Genomic DNA, 16,208 nt, shown 5'->3' with positions numbered 1-16,208 from the left:
AGCGCGTCGGTGTGCGCTGCCCGTCGCGCTGCGTTTATAACGTTACAACATCGAACTCGACCTCGGGGTTCACATCGGCATCGTAGTCCACGTCGTCACGCTCGAAGCCGAACAGCTTCAGGAACTCGTGCTTGTAACCAGCATAGTCGGTGATCTGGAACAGGTTCTCGGTGGTCACCTGAGGCCACAGATCCTTACACGCCTGCTGCACGTCGTCACGCAGCTCCCAGTCGTCCAGACGCAGGCGGCCAGCCTCGTCGGTGGTGAACTCACCTCCATAGAGGCGCTCGCCGAACAGGCGGTTGAGCTGCTCGATGGTGCCTTCGTGCAGGCCCTTCTCCTTCATCACATTGTAGACCATGGCGATGTACAGCGGCATCACCGGAATCGCCGCGCTGGCTTGGGTAACGACGGATTTCAGCACCGCCACGTTGGCACCGCCGCCGCTCTCTTGCAGTTTGGCATCGATGGCCGCCGCTGCGCGGTCCAGGTCCTCTTTGGCCTTACCCAAGGCACCATGCCAGTAAATCGGCCAAGTAATTTCGGTGCCGATGTAGCTAAACGCCACGCTGCGCGCGCCTTTGGCCAGCACGCCCGCCTCATCCAGAGCGCTCATCCACAGCTCCCAGTCTTCGCCGCCCATCACGGTGATGGTGTCGTCGATCTCTTGCTGGGTGGCCGGTTCCACTTCGGCTTCAATAATGGTGTCTTTGTTAGTATCAATGGCCGTGGCGCGGTAGGTCTCACCAATCGGCTTTAGGCTAGAGCGTTTGACTTCACCGGTATCGGGCAGCTTACGCACGGGGGATGCCAGTGAGTAAACCACGAGATCAATCTCACCCATGTCTTGCTTGATCAGCTCAATGGCTTTTTCCCGCGCTTCGTGGGAGAACGCATCGCCATTAATGGATTTGCTGTACAGACCTTCCTGCTTGGCAAACTTATCGAACGCGGCGCTGTTGTACCAGCCAGCGGTGCCCGGCTTCTTCTCGGTGCCCGGCTTTTCAAAAAACACCCCCAGAGTGTCGGCGCCGTAACCAAAGGCGGCGGTAATACGCGCCGCTAGGCCGTAACCGCTAGAGGCACCGATCACCAGCACTTTCTTCGGGCCTTGGCTTTTGTCCAAACCACGGGCGCGGGTCGCTTCGATCTGCTCGAGAACGTTCTGCTCGCAGCCTTTCGGGTGGGTGGTGGTGCAGATAAAGCCACGCACTTTCGGTTTAATGATCACATTCGACCCCTTCATCAGATGAGTATTGCGTTCGGCACGGCAGTGCCGAGTTATCAATGAGGGTATTCTAGCGGTCTCGGCGCGCCCTGTCCGCTCTTGAGCTTATCCGCCATTCGCGGCAGGATAGCGGCCTGCCCACCACTTGCCGACGGGATCTTTAATGAATGCACAGCAGCTAGTCGATGAGCGGGGCGATTTGTGGCTAGCACTTGCCCCTCTCTGGCTTGACCGCGAACCCAGCGAGCGCGACTACGCCCATATGATTGAGGTGATTGAGCAGCACAAGATGTCGCTCAAAGAGCTTGAGTGGATGCTACGCCTGGAGCTGGCGCCGGTGATGTCACGCCACCAGCTGTCAGTCGCCAGCGAGTGGCGCAAGTTCGATGACTACAAACTGATGAAGCAGCTGGTGAACCACAATCTGAAATTGAAAGGCTGGCGGCGCAAAAGCTGGGCACTCTTTTCGGGATTGACGACCATGATGGTTCGCCATCGCTGGACCGAGCTAATGCAACGCTTGATGGTCGCGCGCGGGGAGGTTTAGCGGCTGGCTGATTCACTCTTTATCCAGTGCGGCTTCAAGGGCTAAGCGCAGCGTTAACCCATGATCCTTGGGGCCAAAGCGGGCGATGACCTTGCCATCTCGGCCTACCAGAAACTTGGTGAAATTCCACTTTACAGCTTTGGTGCCCAAAATCCCTGGCGCCTCCCGCTTGAGCTGTACAAATAGCGGGTGAGCATCGGAGCCGTTGACTTTCACCTTTTCCAGCAGCGGAAAGCTCACCCCGAACTGCTGCTCGCCAAAGGCGCAGAACGCCTCGGCACTCTCGGGCGACTGGCGGCCAAACTGGTTACAGGGGAAGCCCAACACGGTAAATCCACGATCCCGGTAACGCTGGTACAGCCCCTCGAGCTCTTTCAACTGCGGCGTAAAACCGCACTGGCTGGCCACATTGACCACCAATAATACCTGCCCACGCAAAGCGCGCAGATTGAAGGGCTTACCTTGATGGGTATAACAATCCTGCTCGTAAATCGTCATCGCCAGGCCTCTAAAATGCCTTTGCCAGCATACACCTTACCTTGCCACTACAACGGTAGTGGCACCAGCGCACAGGTTAAATGATTGGCCCTGCCACTACACGCAACGCTAGCGCGATCAACAGCACGCCCGTAATGCGGTTAATCCAGTGAGCGTGACGCTGTAGCCACGGCAGCACTCGAGAGTGAGAGAGCCCCACTGCCACCAGCACGTACCAGCCACCATCAATAATAATCGCCGTGGCCACGATAATCACCTTGGCGAGTAGGCTCATCTCGGGGGTGACAAACTGGCTTAATAGCGCCACAAAAAAGATGATCAGCTTGGGGTTGCCCAGGGCCACCAGTACGGCTTCCTTGGCGGCTTGCTGCGGTGTGGTGACCACGGCACTCGGCGAGAGCGCACCGCTACGGCCAGCGCGCAGCGCCTTGATACCCAGCCACGCCAAATACGCTGCGCCGCACCATGTAATCAACTGAAACAATTCGGGAAAGCGCACCATTACAGCGCCCAAGCCCAGCACGGTGAGCAACGCATAAAACCCTACGCCGAAGGCATGAAAAATAGCCGCCGTGATGCCTGGCACGCGACCACCCCCCAACGTGTGGCGTAGCACCAATGCTAAGCTTGGCCCAGGCGACATGGCCCCCATCGCACAAATGGCAGCCAGCGAAAGCCAGAGTGTCAGCGGCATTTTCTCCTCCATGGATAGCCTCGTTATGAGCTGGCCAGTATACGACAGCGCTTGCCTAAGCTAAGGCCAATTCTTGTGTTGTTGCCTGTAGCATGTCTTTTAACCGTAGGGGAAACCACCCAGGCGCTTAAATAACGCTGTTAGCATGGTACGCTGTTGGGTAAAATTTTCCCCTTTTTGAAAACGATGACGCCTGCCATGCAGGCGGTTCATGGCTAATAAAGGACTTCAATATGGGTAGGGCGTTTCAAAACCGTAAGGAATCCATGGCCAAAACGGCCGCTGCGAAAACCAAAGTTTACAGCAAGTATGGACGTGAAATTTACGTCTGTGCCAAAGCGGGCGGTACGGATCCTAACGGTAACCTCGCACTGCGCGGTTTGATAGAGCGTGCCAAGAAAGACCAGGTGCCCTCTCACGTCATTGATAAAGCCTTGGATAAAGCCAGCGGCGCAGGCGGTGAGGATTTTTCACCGGCGCGCTACGAAGGCTTTGGCCCTGGCAACGCCATGGTGATTGTCGACTGCCTCACCGACAACCCCAACCGCACCTTTGGCGATGTGCGCGGCTGCTTCACCAAAACCAAAAGCAAGATCGGCACGCCAGGCAGCGTCAGCCATATGTTCGACCACTGTGCGATTTTCTCCTTCACCGGCAACGATGAAGAAGCGGTGCTGGAAGCGCTAATGGAAGCCGACGTGGATGTCACCGATATTGAGCAGGAAGAGGGCCGCATCACGGTGTTTGCCCCGCACACCGACTACGCCAAAGCCAAGCAGGCGCTGCTAGATGCCTTCGGCGAAATCGACTTTGAAGTCGACGAGATTCAGTTCCTGCCGCAAACCACCACGCCGATTGAAGGCGATGACGTGGCGATGTTCGAGAAATTTCTCAACATGCTCAACGAGCTGGACGACGTACAGAACGTCTTCCATAACGCGGAGCTACCGGAAGAGAGCGCTTGAGCCGTTAGGCGCTTAACGCATCCTTCGGTACAAAAATCCACCCTTCGGCCGCTGGCATCTCTGCTGGCGGCCAAGCCACACTCCCTTTGGCATGCTCCAAGCTCCACGCCAGTAGTGCACAGTGCCAGAAGCCGGTTGATCAAATCACGGCTAGAGGTAGCATCATTCAGCGTGACGCGCAGGTTTCCCCGCCACGGCATGCCTATCACATTGAGCGCGTCATCCAGCACCACCAGCGCATCGCGGCTGGCAGAGCTGTTATCGCAGTTCCAGCCGCCCACGTCCCATCCAATATAGAGTGTGGTTGGTGTTGTCATCAGCTAGCTGCACCTCGTGCATCTAGGGCGGCATCTGGTGGTAGCAGCGCTGGTTGAATGCCAGCAGCGCTTAGCACTGCTTTGCCGCGCACCGTTAAGTCAGTGATAAACAGAAACTGCTGGCGGGGGTCGACGGGGTAAGCACGGATACGGTAATGCGTGCCCCAGGGCTTCTCCTCCGCCACCACAATAATCGGCTCTCCAAACTTTAAATAAGCACTGGTCAGCGCCACATCGCGCAGTGCTTTGCGCACCCAGCCGGCTTCATGCTCTGGATGAAGGTAAAAACTCGCCACGCACTGCAGGCTAGTGCCACCATTATTGGCGTTATAGATCGCAGAGTCCCAAAGCTTTAAATGCGGCACCGCTACCATATCATCGTCCGGCGTTTGGACCTCGACTGTTCGCATGCCCACGTGCTTCACTTCGCCGTACGTGCCTTCGATATTCACCCAGTCGCCAGGCCGGTACGGTAGCTCGACGGCAGACACTACCCCAGCGATCAGGCTGCTGACATAGTCTTTCAGCGCAAAGCCAATGGCTAAGCCAATCGCCCCCAGCAGCGTCACCATATTGCGCAACGACGGCTCGACAATGATGGGTACGGCAATGGCGAGCGCAGCGATCAAAATTAGCAGGCGGGTGAGCGGCACCAGGGCAAAGACCCGAAAGCGCACTTGGCCGTGCAGCCGATTCGCCACCCAGTTGAGTCCTCGCTGGCTGACAATAATCAGTAGAATCGTGCTGACCAAGATAAGGCCGAGCGTTATCAACGCTTGGCTATCCATTTCGTTAAACAGCTTGGCGTACTGCCCTTGGTCTTCCATTAGTACTCCTAGAGCGGGTCAACGAGATAGTTACGCGACTCAAGCAGCTGCCGCACGCTGGCATAGCTAAGCGGCGCCACCTGCCACCGCCCTTGCTGGCTGCTAAGAATGCCGCGCCGCGCCAGGGCAAAGCGTGCATTTAACGATTCGTGATCCGAAAAAGGCAGCACATGTTTTAACGCATGATCTTCCAGCCCGCCGTGAATCAGCAGCGTATGCAGCAGTAAAGTAGCTAGATCGCCGGTATCTGTGGGTAGTTCGGCTTCGGCCAGCGCGTCCAGTAGCCATAGTTCTTGAGAAGTGTCGCTATCCTCTTTATCGCTACATTTATGGCCATTGTTATCACTGCTATCCGAATCTTCTGCTGGCTCACGCAGCCGCTCACGCCAATAGTGCCAGGCAATTCCCAGGTGCCCTCGGCAGTGTGCCGCTAGGCGCTGCAGCTCTTTATAGGCCTCTTTTTGATCACTGTCGCTGGTGAGAATCGATTTACCCGTACGTGTACTGTACACCGTCGGGCACTCCCCCGCTGCTTGGGAAAAATAGTGGGCTAACTGTTCACCTTCGAGCCCTTGGAGGGTCAATACCGGCACGCCTTCTAGCCCCACCGCGTGCTGTAAGTAAGCGTAGGTCCAGCTATCGCATCCCATCACGCTCTGCCCCAGGCGCCCACTCAAAGCACGCTCAAGCAACTCACGAACGCCTTGCAAGCCATTGGTATGGCGTAAAAAGTGGTACTCCAAGGCAGGAATTGCCCAGCGCTTTAGCTGGGTAGCGTCTTCTACCCAGGCTAGGCTGCCGTCCACTAGCTCTTTCAGCGTGGGTACGGTGAGGCAAGGAATATCCTGTTGCGCAGCCCATTGGCTCACCACGGTGCTGTGCTCGCCGTAAGGCGGTGAAATAAACAGCACAACCGGCGCATCTTCGTAGTCTTTCAGCGCCTGTTTCAAGCGTTCGGTGGCGGGCATCCAGTCAATGGGGGGCGCAACATGCGCCAGCTTCACTTCAGGCAGCGCGCGCAGTTCACTCTCCTGCTTCGCTTGGCGCTCGGAAGCTTCCTTGCCTATCATCCAGGTGGTGGCCGCTCGCCAGCTACGCCGCCACTGGCTCGCCTGGGTGCGCTCAGGGGTTTGAAAGGTGTCTAATGCCACCACGTTCCATGGCGATAAAGCCGCGTTCGTTGAGCCTTGCGCCATATCCCGCCTCGATTCAGTAAACTAGATTAAGGTTAGCATGCCTTATGCCATACCCCCGGGGCTAGCCGAACTTATCGTCTAAAATAACGTCGTTATTGCCAAGTAACTCACTTTTGAGCGATGCGCAGGAGGCAACGATGAGCGTGGTGAATGTCACGATGGCTGAACTACACGAGAAGCTTGCGAAGTGCATTGCAGGCGAGCGGGTGCTCATTGAGCAGGAGGGCAACCGGTTCAGCGGAAGAATTCAGCATGTCGGGGTGATGGGAGTGAAGGTCATTCCCGAAACCGTCATCAAAAACAGTACCGGCGACCCTGGCGATATGGATGGCGTCACTGTGCCTTACGACGACATCTGGGAGCTTGAGGTAAAAGGCGTGGTATTTAGCCGATTAGGAGAGTAGGGCAACATGGTTGATACGCACTACACGCCCGCCTTCTATGCAGACGTGTAGTACGATTGTTAGCGCTTGATTATCAGAAGGTCAGGCAAATTTTACCAAAGTGCTTGCCCGATTCTTGATGACGAAACGCCTCGGCAATCTCGCTAAGCGGGAATTCACGATCGATGATCGGCTTCAAATTCGTCGCTTCGATCGCGTCGATCATCTCAATCTGGTGGCGACGGCTACCGACGATCAAACCCTGCAGCTTGGCCTGCTTGGCCATGAGTTTGGCAGTGGGAATGTCTCCCTCGCGGCCGGTCAGTATGCCAATCAGCGAAATGTGTCCACCAATCTTCACGGCATCGATGGATTGCGGCAGCGTACTGGGGCCGCCTACCTCGATGACGTGATCCACGCCTTTGCCGTCGGTCAACGCTTTGACCGCTTTTCCCCACTCGGGTGTCTCGCGGTAGTTGATGGTGTGCTCCGCGCCGAGGCTACGCAGGCGCTCCAGCTTCTCATTGGAAGAGGAGGTCGCGATCACTCTAGCCCCCATCAGCTTGGCGAACTGCAGTGCAAAGATCGACACCCCGCCGGTACCCAGTACCAGTACGGTATCGCCCGCTTTCAAGCCGCCGTCCACCACCAGCGCGCGCCAAGCGGTCAATCCCGCGGTGGTCAACGTGGCGGATTCTGCATGGCTGTAGCCGATCGGCTGGCGAGTGAACCATGTGGCCGGTCGAATTACCTGCTCGCGGGCATAGCCATCGACGCCATCGCCTGGGGTGGTGGTGAAGTCGCCTACGCGCGCCGGGCCTTCCAGCCAGTATGGGAAGAAGGTCGAGACGACCGCATCGCCCACGGCAAACTCTTCCACACCTTCGCCAACGGCTTCCACCACGCCCGCGCCGTCGGACATCGGGATGCGCTTATCGTCGGTGGGAATCATCCCCGCCACGACCGCGTAGTCGTGAAAGTTCAGCGAGCTGGCGTGCAGGCGCACTTTGATCTCGCCGGGGCCTGGCTCCCCAGGGGCTGCCACGTCGACAACGTTCAATTTATCTAAACCGCCGGGTTGTTGAAGCTGGATAGCTTGCATCAGTACCTCCTGTTAAAGCGCCCTTAGTAGGCGACCGGTCTAGTCTCAAATGGGGGCGTTGTTATCAAGATCAAGGTCGTTACCTAAAAAGCCGCCCGACTGCCGCTGCCAAAGACCTGCATAAATGCCGTTTCGGGCCAGCAACTCCTGGTGGGTGCCGCTCTCCACCATGCGCCCTTCATCCACCACAATCAAACGGTCCAGCATGGCGATGGTGGAGAGTCGATGGGCAATGGCAATTACGGTTTTGCCCTCCATCAAGGCATCCAACTGCTCTTGAATCGCCGCTTCAACCTCGGAATCCAGCGCCGAGGTGGCTTCATCCAACACCAGAATCGGGGCGTCTTTGAGCAGCACCCGGGCGATGGCAATGCGCTGGCGCTGGCCGCCGGAGAGCTTCACGCCCCGCTCACCCACATGAGCATCCAAACCTCGCCGCCCTTTGGGGTCGACTAGGTCGTTGATGAAGGTATCGGCATGGGCACGGCATACCGCCTGCCAGACATCCTCATCGCTGGCGTGCGGACTGCCATAGCGGATGTTATCTCGCAGCGAACGGTGCAGCAGCGAGGTGTCTTGGGTCACCATGCCGATCTGGTGGCGCAGCGAGCTCTGGGTGACTTCAGCAATGTTTTGTCCGTCGATCAGAATGCGCCCGCCCTGCAGGTCGTAAAAGCGCAGCAACAGGTTCGCCAGGGTCGATTTTCCCGCCCCGGAGCGGCCAATCAGGCCGATCTTTTCACCGGGTTTGATGGTCAGACTAAGACCATCGAAGACGTTTTTGCTCTCCCCTTTTGCCTGGGCATATTGGAAGCGCAGCGTATCGAAGACGATCTCGCCGTTGGGCACGGTCAGCGCTTTAGCGTTGGGCGCGTCTTTCACCGTCGGCTCTTGGGCGATGGTGTTCATGCCATCCTGCACCGTGCCGATGTTTTCAAACAGCCCGGCGACTTCCCATAAAATCCAGTCAGACATAAAGCGGATCCGCATCACCAGGGCAATGGCGATGGCCAGCACGCCCAGAGAGATCGCCTCCATGTACCACGCTGCAATCGCCATGCCTGCCGTGCCAACCAGCAGCAGCGTATTAAGGAGCGTCAAGCAGACGCTCATCACCGTGACCAGGCGCATCTGGCGATGCACGGTGACCATAAAGCCCTCCATAGCATCTTTGGCGTAGCGCTCTTCGCGCTGAGTATCGGCAAACAGCTTGATAGTCTGGATATTGCTGTAGCTATCCACCACGCGGCCAGTCATCTGAGCGCGAGCACCCGCCTGGGCCATAGAGACATCCCGCAGGCGCGGTACGAAAAAGCGCATGATGCCTAAATAGCCGATCAGCCAAAGGCCTAGCGGCAGCAGCAGCCATGGATCGGCGCGTCCCAACAGAATGGCCGCCCCGGTAAAATAGACGATGGCGTACACCATCAGATCCATCACTTTCGTGACGGTTTCCCGCACGGCCAGCGCGGTTTGCATCACTTTTTGCGATACCCGCCCGGCAAACTCATCTTGATAGAACGCTAGGCTCTGGCTGAGCATATGGCGATGAGAGAGCCAGCGGCCAATCATCGGGTAGTTACCAAAAATGCTCTGGTGGGTGACCAGCGACTGCAGCAGCACCAGTAGCGGCAGGCCCACCACCACTAACAAACCAAGGCCCGCCAGCCACAGGCCGTGGTTGGCCCAGAAATCGGCGCGCTCGACGCCACCCAGCCAATCCACCAAATCGCCCATGTAGCTAAAGAACACCACCTCTGCGGCAGATACCACCGCCGTTATCAGCGACATCACTAGCAGCCACGGCCACACCGGGCGCGAAAAGTGCCAGATAAACGGCAACAGCCCTTTGGGCGGTGTGGTGACCTCACCCTCTGGGTAGGGGTTAACGCGCTCCTCAAAAAAACGGAACAGCGGCGAGAGCAGACGTGACAGCATGGAGAGTCCTTACATGACGCGATAAAAGGGAGCACAGCGAGGAGAGTTAGCGTAATGATCGCGACGTCAGGCGTCAGGATGATGACGCATTAGCCAGCGGGCCCAGAAGGGAGCAACAATCATCAGGGTGACCATCCGCAGCAGGTGATGAAAAGCCACAAACACTGGGTCAATGTTGAGCGCGACGGCGAGTATCGCCATTTCACCAATACCGCCGGGGGCTAAAGCGAGCAAGGCAACATCGCGCCCTACCCCCACCGTTTGGTGGATCAGTTCGGCAAAAACAGCCAACACGACGAGGGCCAGCAGCGTCGCAACGCCTGACTGCCATAAGTAGCGGCCCAACAGCCGCCGCGTCATGCCTTGAAAGCGCGAACCAATGGCGCTGCCCAGCACCCAGAGCATCAGGTTCATGCCCCAGCTTGGCAGGGCGAGGCTGGCGATATCTAACCCGGAGAGAAGTGCGGTGGCTAACAAGGGAGCGAGCAGCGCGGGGCTTGGCAGGCGCCACGGCGGTTGACGACGCTACCCCCGCCAACAGCAGCATGGCCGAAACGGGCCTGTCGAGCACCCGGTGGGCCAGCTCAGGAGTGACTTGGCTCTCCCTGCACTGAAACGACTGCCCTTCACACGCCCCTCCGGTGATCTTTCGGCTATGCGATATGGCAGAGTCGTTTCATCCAACTACTTACTCTGCTAAGCGTTGCCTCAGTTTATCACTATTGGGGTTAATCCTCGTCGTCGTCATCGCGCAGGCGCGCTTGGCGCTCGGCCTCCTCCTCTTTGACGTCGTCGATCACTTCCATCAGCTCGTCCACATTGGCAATGTGGTCATCGAACTCGAAGTGGCCGGTCAGCTGGCTATCGGGATGCAGCTTCCCCGCTTCATACAGCGCCCACATCTCTTTACCGTAATGGGTAGCGAGCAGCTCGGGCGCAAAACGGCCAAAATAGGCACGCATGTTGTTCACATCGCGCTCCAGCATGGCAGCAGCGCTGTTATTGCCCGCCGCATCCACCGCCTGAGGTAAATCGATGATGACCGGGCCATCGGCGTCGACGAGCACGTTGAATTCCGATAAATCACCGTGGATCAAGCCTGCACAGAGCATGCGCACCACGTCTTGGATCACTTTGGCGTGATAGCGCAGCGCCTGCTCTTCGGTCAGGGTGACATCGTCCAAGCGCGGTGCCACATCCCCCTCTGCATCGGTGATCATCTCCATCAGCAGTACGCCATCCACGAAACCATAGGGCTTGGGCACACGCACCTCGGCCGCGGCCAAGCGGTACAACGCATCCACCTCGGCGGTCAGCCACGCCTGCTCCTGCTCTTTCTGGCCGTAGCGGGTCTTCTTGGCCATGGCGCGGGCGCGGCGGCTGTTGCGCTCTTTACGCCCTTCCTGGTACTGCACCGCCTGCTTGAAGCTACGCTGTTTGGCCTCTTTGAAGACTTTGGCACAGCGCGTGTCGTCGCCACAGCGCACTATGTACACCTGCGCTTCCTTGCCGCTCATCAACTGCATCAGCACCTCATCGATCAGGCCATCGTCGACCAGGGGCTGTAATCGTTTGGGTGTTTTCATAACTTGCTGCGAAGGCTCCTTATGATAGCGACCACGTCATTGGGATCGTTAATGGCGAATGCGTCGCACGCGGAAAGCGCGCCCTTTGAGTTTATCCCGCTCCAGCTTGGCCTGAGCTTTCTGGACAGCGCTGCGCGCCACCGCGACGTAAGCGCTTCGAGCCAACACCTTGATCTTACCCACCTGATCACCGCGCAGACCGCCTTCGCTGGTCAATGCTCCCAGAATGTCGCCAGGGCGCAGCTTATCTTTCTTGCCACCCGCCAACTGTAGCGTGGCCATGGGGGGCTCGAACGGCGAACCGTTGGTGGCTTTCGGCAGCGGCTCGGTCGCGAGCGGCTCGCCCAACAGCTCAGCGAGGCGTTCGAGTCGATAATCTTCTTGCGGTGTGACCAGGGTACAGGCGATACCGCTGGCTCCTGCGCGCCCCGTGCGGCCGACTCGATGAACGTGGACGTCCAGCTCGCGGGCGATTTGGTAATTGAAAACGGCGTCTAGTTGAGCAATGTCGAGCCCGCGGGCGGCCACATCGGTGGCGACCAAAATCGATGCGCTCTGATTGGCAAACAGCACCAGCAGCCGGTCGCGGTCTTTCTGCTCGAGATCGCCGTGCAAGGCGACGGCGCTAAATCCCGCATCGACCAAGCCATCGGCCACGGCCTGGGTTTCCCGCTTGGTATTACAGAACACCACGCTAGTGGTAGGTCGCGTGGCAAGCAGCAGCTCGATCAACGCAGCAAAACGGTCGTCGTCATGGGACACACGGTAAAAGTGCTGCTCGATGGTCGTGGCATCGTGGGTCTCTGCCACCTTGACACTGACCGGGTCGCGCAGCACGCCGCGGGTCATGGCTGCCAGCCCCTCCCGCTCATCGGGAAACGTCGCGCTGAACAGCAGCGTTTGTCGGTCAGTGGGGGTATCGGCGATGATGTCGTCGATGGTGACCTGAAAGCCCATGTCCAGCATACGGTCGGCTTCGTCCAGCACCAGCACGGCCAGCGACCCAAGCGTGAGCGAGCCTTTGCGCAAGTGCTCGTCCACCCGCCCCGGCGTGCCCACCACGATATGCGCACCGTGCTCCAGCGAGGCGAGCTGCGGCCCAAAGGGCGCGCCGCCACACAGTGTGAGTACTTTGACGTTGGGCATGCCCCGCGCCAGGCGTCGCAGCTCCTCGGCGACCTGATCGGCCAGTTCGCGGGTGGGGCACAGCACCAAGCCCTGTACGCTGAAGGCTTCTACACGCAGCTGTGACAACAGCGCCAAACCAAACGCGGCGGTTTTACCCGAGCCCGTTTTGGCCTGCGCCATCACATCGCGCCCCACCAGCATGGGCGGCAGGCTCTGCGCCTGAACGGGCGTCATGTCGTGATAGCCCAGAGAGTCGAGCGTGCTCAGCAGCGCGGGCGAGAGGGCAAGGGAGGCAAAAGAGGTATCTGACACAAAAAATTCCTGAAGGGGCGGCGGTGCCCAGCGATCCGATTGATGGAAGCACCATACCAGAAAGCGCCCTCTCCTGCTTTGCCAGGCACTTAACCCGATGCGTATCGTTCTATGCAGAGAGCGCTGCGAAACGGCCCTGGCTGAGTGCAGCGAGGTCCTCCGGCGAGAGTTCGATTTCTAACCCTCGCCGACCAGCACTCACGTAAAGCGTCGACCACGCTTGTGCCGAGGCATCAATGAACGTCGGCAGGCGCTTTTTCTGGCCCAGCGGGCTAACGCCGCCCAGTACGTAGCCGGTAGTGCGCTCGACAATCTCAGGCGCCGCCATCACGGCCTTTTTTGCCCCGGCGGCTTTGGCAATCTGCTTTAAACCAAGCTGGCTATTCACCGGCACAATCCCCACGGCCAATTGCTTGCCATCCAGGCTTACCACCAGGGTTTTGAAGACTTGTTCAGCCGTGACGCCGAGTTTTTCAGCCGCTTCCAGCCCATAAGAGGGAGCGGCATTATCGTGCTGATACTCATGGAGCTGAAACGCAATACCTGCGTGCCTTGCGCTGTTGATTGCCGGTGTCATGGAGGTCTCTTAAGTTAAACGCGCCAGACTATCTGAAAACATTAGTACCCACTGCTAGGCTTAATAACGTGAGCAAGTAACGGAAGTCAACTGACAGGAGTCGCAAAATGAAAGCCACCTCCAAAGCACAGCAGAAAGCCGCCGGGGCTGCCCTCTCGGCTAAGCGCGGTGAGACCAAGCCAAGCGAGCTGTATGACGCCTCGAAAGGGATGTATGACTCGATGAGCGAAGAGGAGTTGGAAGAGATGGAGGGTACCCAGCGTAAGGGCAAACAGCGGCGCAATGGCATGTTTTTGCAACCCTCAAAAGTGCAGTGTTAAGCCGACACCAATTGTCGGTAGCGCTAAATATCACCCCAACTGCAATAGCGTCAATAGTTTTTGATTCGGCCACTATGTAACCAGTGTAATACTCGTCACCGGACGCAGATTACGCAGCTTACAGTGCTGTTCTACGCTCTCGACGATCTCTTCGGCGTCGTCAATCTGCTGTTTATCCAGCTGAATATCGACCATTAAAAAACTGCCCACCTGCGCTAGGCGCACATCGTCATCGGCAATATCGAAATCCGCGACTTCCTGGACCACCTCCTGGCGGACGCTGCCTACCGGTTCGCCGAACATCAACTCGCGCAGCGCGCCTTTGACCATACGAATGGGCATGGGCAGGAAGTAACCCGCAATAATCAGCACCATCACCGGATCGGCAAAACGCGCCAAGTGTGCCCATGGCGAGAGGGTTAACCCCCAGGTAAGGGCAAAGCCCAGCATGACGGCAGCACTGAGCCAGGTATCCATCTGCCATTGGCGCAGCTCCGCCGCCAGTAGTGAAGATTGCGCGACCTTGGCGTACTGGTTTAACCACCACCAAGTCAGCAAACACCCCGTCACGTTGACCACGCCAAACATCAGCGCCAAGTCCAGCGTGACCAAACGTCCACCCTGAGTCAGGCTCCAGAGCGCTGAGACCAGCGAAAACAGACACACTAGCGCAATCACCACGCCTTTGAGCAGCACGGCTAGCGGTTCTACCGTTAGCCGCCCAAAGGGGTAGTGATCATCCGCGGGTTTGCGGGCCTGCTGAAGTGCAAACAGCGACAGCGATGCCAGCACTAAACTTAATAGCGAATAGCCACTATCGAAGAGTATCGTAATTGAGCCACTGGCAAGGCCTAAGGCAAGCCCGGTAAAGGCAAATAGGCTGGCAGAAATGGCGGAAAATCTAAGCGCTCGGCGCTCGGCGACAAAGGGGGTCACGCGGGTTGCTCCAATAAGAGGATAGTAAACGCAGGCCATCATAGTGAGTACACTAACGCTTCACCAATCGCTCAGCGCCAATTATATTGGCGCTCAAAGGGTTTTCATAAGGTGGCTCTCATGCGCGCAGAACAGGTGCAGGCGTTTATTGATGTCACAGAACACGGTTCGTTTGCCGCTGCTGCCCGGCATACCGGCATAAAGCGCAGCACGCTCAGTGCCTCCGTCAATGCACTGGAAGATAGCCTGGGTGTGGCACTGTTTGAGCGCTCGGGTAACAGCTTGCAGCTAACGGCGGTGGGGGAAAGCGTACTACCCGACTGCTACCGCCTACTGACCAGTGCCAACCGCATCAACAAGCACTGCCAGCAGCATTTGCAGGGCGTTGAGAGCCAGCTCTGCATCGCGCGGGACGACGCGCTGCCCGAAGCGTTTTGGCGACAGGTCATGCACGACCTGAAGCAGCGCTACCCGCTCACGGCCATTTCGGTATACCTGCTCCCACCTCAGGAGCATGCCCAGTTCGTGCTGCGCCAAACGGTGGATATTGCCTTTGGGCTCTACACCGCTGAAGGGGCCTCGGTGAACGCCAGCAACCTTGCCCCGGTGAGCATGAGTCTCGTGGCGGCACCTGGGCATCCACTCAGTCGCCTGCCCAACGTCACCAAAGATGATTTGGCACAGTACACCCAGGTATGCCTGACCTTCGACCAAGGCGACAAATTGGTGAGCGAGGCGCTGTTCTCCACCAACTATCTGGGCCTGACCATGTTCGAGGTGATTCGCGATGCGGTAATTAACGGAACCGGCTGGGCGCTACTGCCTTACCCGCTGGTTAAAGACGCCTTAACCAATCACACGCTGTGTGCGCTCAACCACGACCTGCTGCTGGAAAGCCACTACTACCGTTACGTGGAAGGCGAGAGCCTTGGGGTGGTCGCCACTGCATTACTCACAAACGTCACACGCTTTTTAGGGACGACTCGCTAATAGGACTTACCCCCATAGCACTAGCGTCTCCCCACTTTTCCACAGGTGGTGCTGTAACTGCCTGAATAGCGTTGAAAGTTTCAGTGCTATCAACGAGATCGGGGCTTTCCCGTCGGTATCATGTTGTTACCCCTAACACCATGAACCAAAAGGAAAACCCCGATGCTTCAAGATGCCAAAGACCGCGCCAAATGGAAAGCTCGCCTGATCGACTGGTGTGACGACCTGTCGGATCACCTCGCTCGACCCGTCGTGAAGCTGGCGGCAGAAACGCTCTTTGGCATCCTGGCCAGCGGTAGTTTGCGCCAGGCCGAGATCGCCCGCGCCTTGAAGGAACCCTGTCGGCTGCACCACACGCAGAAGCGGTTGTCGCGCATGCTGTCCCGGCACAGCGAGCTTGCTTGGGCCGCGGAGCAACTGCAGCTCCAGCGGATCACGCCTTACATCACCGATGACATGGTGCTGGCCATCGATCCGGGCGACCTGAACCGGGATGGCGCCCCGACCAGTGAATACCGAACCCGCGTTCGCGACGGTGATACCGGCGAGATCGTCGGCGGTTATCCGCTGATCAGCGTGGTGGCACGCGACCTGAAGCGGGGCACCACCTGGCCACTGCTCACGCGGCTGCTATCGCCGGCTCGCGGCGGCTACCGCAGTGAAA

Annotated in this window: 18 protein-coding genes; 6 read left to right on the top strand and 12 right to left on the bottom strand. The window is 58.1% G+C overall.

Annotated features, from left to right (window positions below; genetic code table 11):
• Nucleotides 1–34: 34 nt before the first annotated feature.
• The gene (gene fabV / locus NH344_RS10905; protein ID WP_253027902.1) at nucleotides 35–1,231 is read right to left on the bottom strand and encodes an enoyl-ACP reductase FabV; all 1,197 of its coding nucleotides are present in this window, start codon (nucleotides 1,229–1,231) and stop codon (nucleotides 35–37) included.
• A gap of 160 nt (nucleotides 1,232–1,391) precedes the next feature.
• On the opposite strand from fabV, the gene NH344_RS10900 reads away from it, so the two are divergent.
• Nucleotides 1,392–1,775, top strand: coding sequence for a hypothetical protein (locus tag NH344_RS10900; protein ID WP_044629259.1), 384 nt, complete (start codon nucleotides 1,392–1,394; stop codon nucleotides 1,773–1,775).
• A gap of 12 nt (nucleotides 1,776–1,787) precedes the next feature.
• Here NH344_RS10900 and NH344_RS10895 read toward each other — a convergent pair whose 3' ends face one another.
• Nucleotides 1,788–2,273: a glutathione peroxidase gene (locus tag NH344_RS10895; protein WP_044629284.1), complete on the bottom strand. Its 486-nt coding sequence runs from the start codon at nucleotides 2,271–2,273 to the stop codon at nucleotides 1,788–1,790.
• A gap of 76 nt (nucleotides 2,274–2,349) precedes the next feature.
• A complete protein-coding gene (locus tag NH344_RS10890) occupies nucleotides 2,350–2,967 on the bottom strand; it encodes a LysE family translocator (protein ID WP_139296637.1) in 618 nt (205 codons plus the stop codon).
• A 233-nt stretch (nucleotides 2,968–3,200) separates the two neighbouring features.
• Here NH344_RS10890 and NH344_RS10885 point away from each other — a divergent pair, with 233 nt between their 5' ends.
• Nucleotides 3,201–3,932: a YebC/PmpR family DNA-binding transcriptional regulator gene (locus tag NH344_RS10885; RefSeq protein WP_044629261.1), complete on the top strand. Its 732-nt coding sequence runs from the start codon at nucleotides 3,201–3,203 to the stop codon at nucleotides 3,930–3,932.
• A gap of 316 nt (nucleotides 3,933–4,248) precedes the next feature.
• On the opposite strand, the gene NH344_RS10880 is transcribed toward NH344_RS10885, so the two are convergent.
• Both NH344_RS10880 and NH344_RS10875 read right to left on the bottom strand, forming a co-directional pair.
• A complete protein-coding gene (locus NH344_RS10880) occupies nucleotides 4,249–5,076 on the bottom strand; it encodes a mechanosensitive ion channel domain-containing protein (protein WP_054641285.1) in 828 nt (275 codons plus the stop codon).
• Between the two features lie 8 nt (nucleotides 5,077–5,084).
• Nucleotides 5,085–6,272: a hypothetical protein gene (locus NH344_RS10875; RefSeq protein ID WP_054645132.1), complete on the bottom strand. Its 1,188-nt coding sequence runs from the start codon at nucleotides 6,270–6,272 to the stop codon at nucleotides 5,085–5,087.
• Between the two features lie 137 nt (nucleotides 6,273–6,409).
• Here NH344_RS10875 and NH344_RS10870 point away from each other — a divergent pair, with 137 nt between their 5' ends.
• Complete coding sequence (locus NH344_RS10870) at nucleotides 6,410–6,676, top strand: hypothetical protein (protein ID WP_054641284.1); 267 nt, start codon at nucleotides 6,410–6,412, stop codon at nucleotides 6,674–6,676.
• Nucleotides 6,677–6,749: 73 nt separating this feature from the next.
• Here NH344_RS10870 and NH344_RS10865 read toward each other — a convergent pair whose 3' ends face one another.
• From NH344_RS10865 to ybaK, 6 genes are all read right to left on the bottom strand, one after another.
• A complete protein-coding gene (locus NH344_RS10865; protein WP_058576867.1) occupies nucleotides 6,750–7,757 on the bottom strand; it encodes an NAD(P)-dependent alcohol dehydrogenase in 1,008 nt (335 codons plus the stop codon).
• Between the two features lie 45 nt (nucleotides 7,758–7,802).
• Nucleotides 7,803–9,695, bottom strand: a complete 1,893-nt coding sequence (locus tag NH344_RS10860; protein ID WP_290444018.1) for an ABC transporter ATP-binding protein — start codon at nucleotides 9,693–9,695, stop codon at nucleotides 7,803–7,805.
• Between the two features lie 66 nt (nucleotides 9,696–9,761).
• The gene (locus tag NH344_RS10855) at nucleotides 9,762–10,172 is read right to left on the bottom strand and encodes an AbrB family transcriptional regulator (RefSeq protein ID WP_252860484.1); all 411 of its coding nucleotides are present in this window, start codon (nucleotides 10,170–10,172) and stop codon (nucleotides 9,762–9,764) included.
• A 251-nt stretch (nucleotides 10,173–10,423) separates the two neighbouring features.
• Nucleotides 10,424–11,281 (bottom strand): PA4780 family RIO1-like protein kinase, encoded by an 858-nt coding sequence (locus NH344_RS10850; protein ID WP_044629267.1) that lies wholly within the window; start codon nucleotides 11,279–11,281, stop codon nucleotides 10,424–10,426.
• Nucleotides 11,282–11,329: 48 nt separating this feature from the next.
• Nucleotides 11,330–12,721 carry an ATP-dependent RNA helicase DbpA gene (dbpA, locus tag NH344_RS10845; protein WP_044629268.1) on the bottom strand — a complete coding sequence of 464 codons (1,392 nt, stop codon included), beginning with the start codon at nucleotides 12,719–12,721 and terminating at the stop codon, nucleotides 11,330–11,332.
• 109 nt (nucleotides 12,722–12,830) lie between these two features.
• Nucleotides 12,831–13,298, bottom strand: coding sequence for a Cys-tRNA(Pro) deacylase (gene ybaK / locus NH344_RS10840; protein ID WP_044629269.1), 468 nt, complete (start codon nucleotides 13,296–13,298; stop codon nucleotides 12,831–12,833).
• A 107-nt stretch (nucleotides 13,299–13,405) separates the two neighbouring features.
• Here ybaK and NH344_RS10835 point away from each other — a divergent pair, with 107 nt between their 5' ends.
• Complete coding sequence (locus tag NH344_RS10835) at nucleotides 13,406–13,618, top strand: DUF3008 family protein (protein ID WP_044629270.1); 213 nt, start codon at nucleotides 13,406–13,408, stop codon at nucleotides 13,616–13,618.
• Nucleotides 13,619–13,690: 72 nt separating this feature from the next.
• Here the strand turns inward: NH344_RS10835 and NH344_RS10830 are convergent, their stop codons facing one another.
• Nucleotides 13,691–14,554 carry a cation diffusion facilitator family transporter gene (locus NH344_RS10830; RefSeq protein WP_044629271.1) on the bottom strand — a complete coding sequence of 288 codons (864 nt, stop codon included), beginning with the start codon at nucleotides 14,552–14,554 and terminating at the stop codon, nucleotides 13,691–13,693.
• A 120-nt stretch (nucleotides 14,555–14,674) separates the two neighbouring features.
• Between NH344_RS10830 and NH344_RS10825 the strand changes: the two genes are divergently transcribed.
• Complete coding sequence (locus tag NH344_RS10825) at nucleotides 14,675–15,544, top strand: LysR family transcriptional regulator (protein ID WP_044629272.1); 870 nt, start codon at nucleotides 14,675–14,677, stop codon at nucleotides 15,542–15,544.
• A 162-nt stretch (nucleotides 15,545–15,706) separates the two neighbouring features.
• On the top strand, nucleotides 15,707–16,208 hold a 502-nt coding region (locus NH344_RS10820; RefSeq protein WP_253027901.1), incomplete at its 3' end, for a hypothetical protein.

The sequence above is a fragment of the Halomonas sp. Ps84H-12 genome, from assembly GCF_024124725.1.
Classification (GTDB): Bacteria; Pseudomonadota; Gammaproteobacteria; order Pseudomonadales; family Halomonadaceae; genus Vreelandella; species Vreelandella aquamarina.
Note: the sequence above shows the minus strand (reverse complement) of the source record. Positions and strands in the feature narration are given on the sequence as shown.

Bases quoted from the DNA above. Each gene is read 5' to 3' on its own strand.
- NH344_RS10835 (WP_044629270.1), top strand. From the start codon at position 13,406: ATGAAAGCCACCTCCAAAGCACAGCAGAAAGCCGCCGGGGCTGCCCTC.
- NH344_RS10870 (WP_054641284.1), top strand. From the start codon at position 6,410: ATGAGCGTGGTGAATGTCACGATGGCTGAACTACACGAGAAGCTTGCG.
- NH344_RS10885 (WP_044629261.1), top strand. From the start codon at position 3,201: ATGGGTAGGGCGTTTCAAAACCGTAAGGAATCCATGGCCAAAACGGCC.
- NH344_RS10865 (WP_058576867.1), bottom strand. From the start codon at position 7,757: ATGCAAGCTATCCAGCTTCAACAACCCGGCGGTTTAGATAAATTGAAC.
- NH344_RS10900 (WP_044629259.1), top strand. From the start codon at position 1,392: ATGAATGCACAGCAGCTAGTCGATGAGCGGGGCGATTTGTGGCTAGCA.
- NH344_RS10890 (WP_139296637.1), bottom strand. From the start codon at position 2,967: ATGCCGCTGACACTCTGGCTTTCGCTGGCTGCCATTTGTGCGATGGGG.
- NH344_RS10825 (WP_044629272.1), top strand. From the start codon at position 14,675: ATGCGCGCAGAACAGGTGCAGGCGTTTATTGATGTCACAGAACACGGT.
- NH344_RS10860 (WP_290444018.1), bottom strand. From the start codon at position 9,695: ATGCTGTCACGTCTGCTCTCGCCGCTGTTCCGTTTTTTTGAGGAGCGC.
- NH344_RS10880 (WP_054641285.1), bottom strand. From the start codon at position 5,076: ATGGAAGACCAAGGGCAGTACGCCAAGCTGTTTAACGAAATGGATAGC.
- ybaK (WP_044629269.1), bottom strand. From the start codon at position 13,298: ATGACACCGGCAATCAACAGCGCAAGGCACGCAGGTATTGCGTTTCAG.
- NH344_RS10875 (WP_054645132.1), bottom strand. From the start codon at position 6,272: ATGGCGCAAGGCTCAACGAACGCGGCTTTATCGCCATGGAACGTGGTG.
- NH344_RS10895 (WP_044629284.1), bottom strand. From the start codon at position 2,273: ATGACGATTTACGAGCAGGATTGTTATACCCATCAAGGTAAGCCCTTC.
- NH344_RS10850 (WP_044629267.1), bottom strand. From the start codon at position 11,281: ATGAAAACACCCAAACGATTACAGCCCCTGGTCGACGATGGCCTGATC.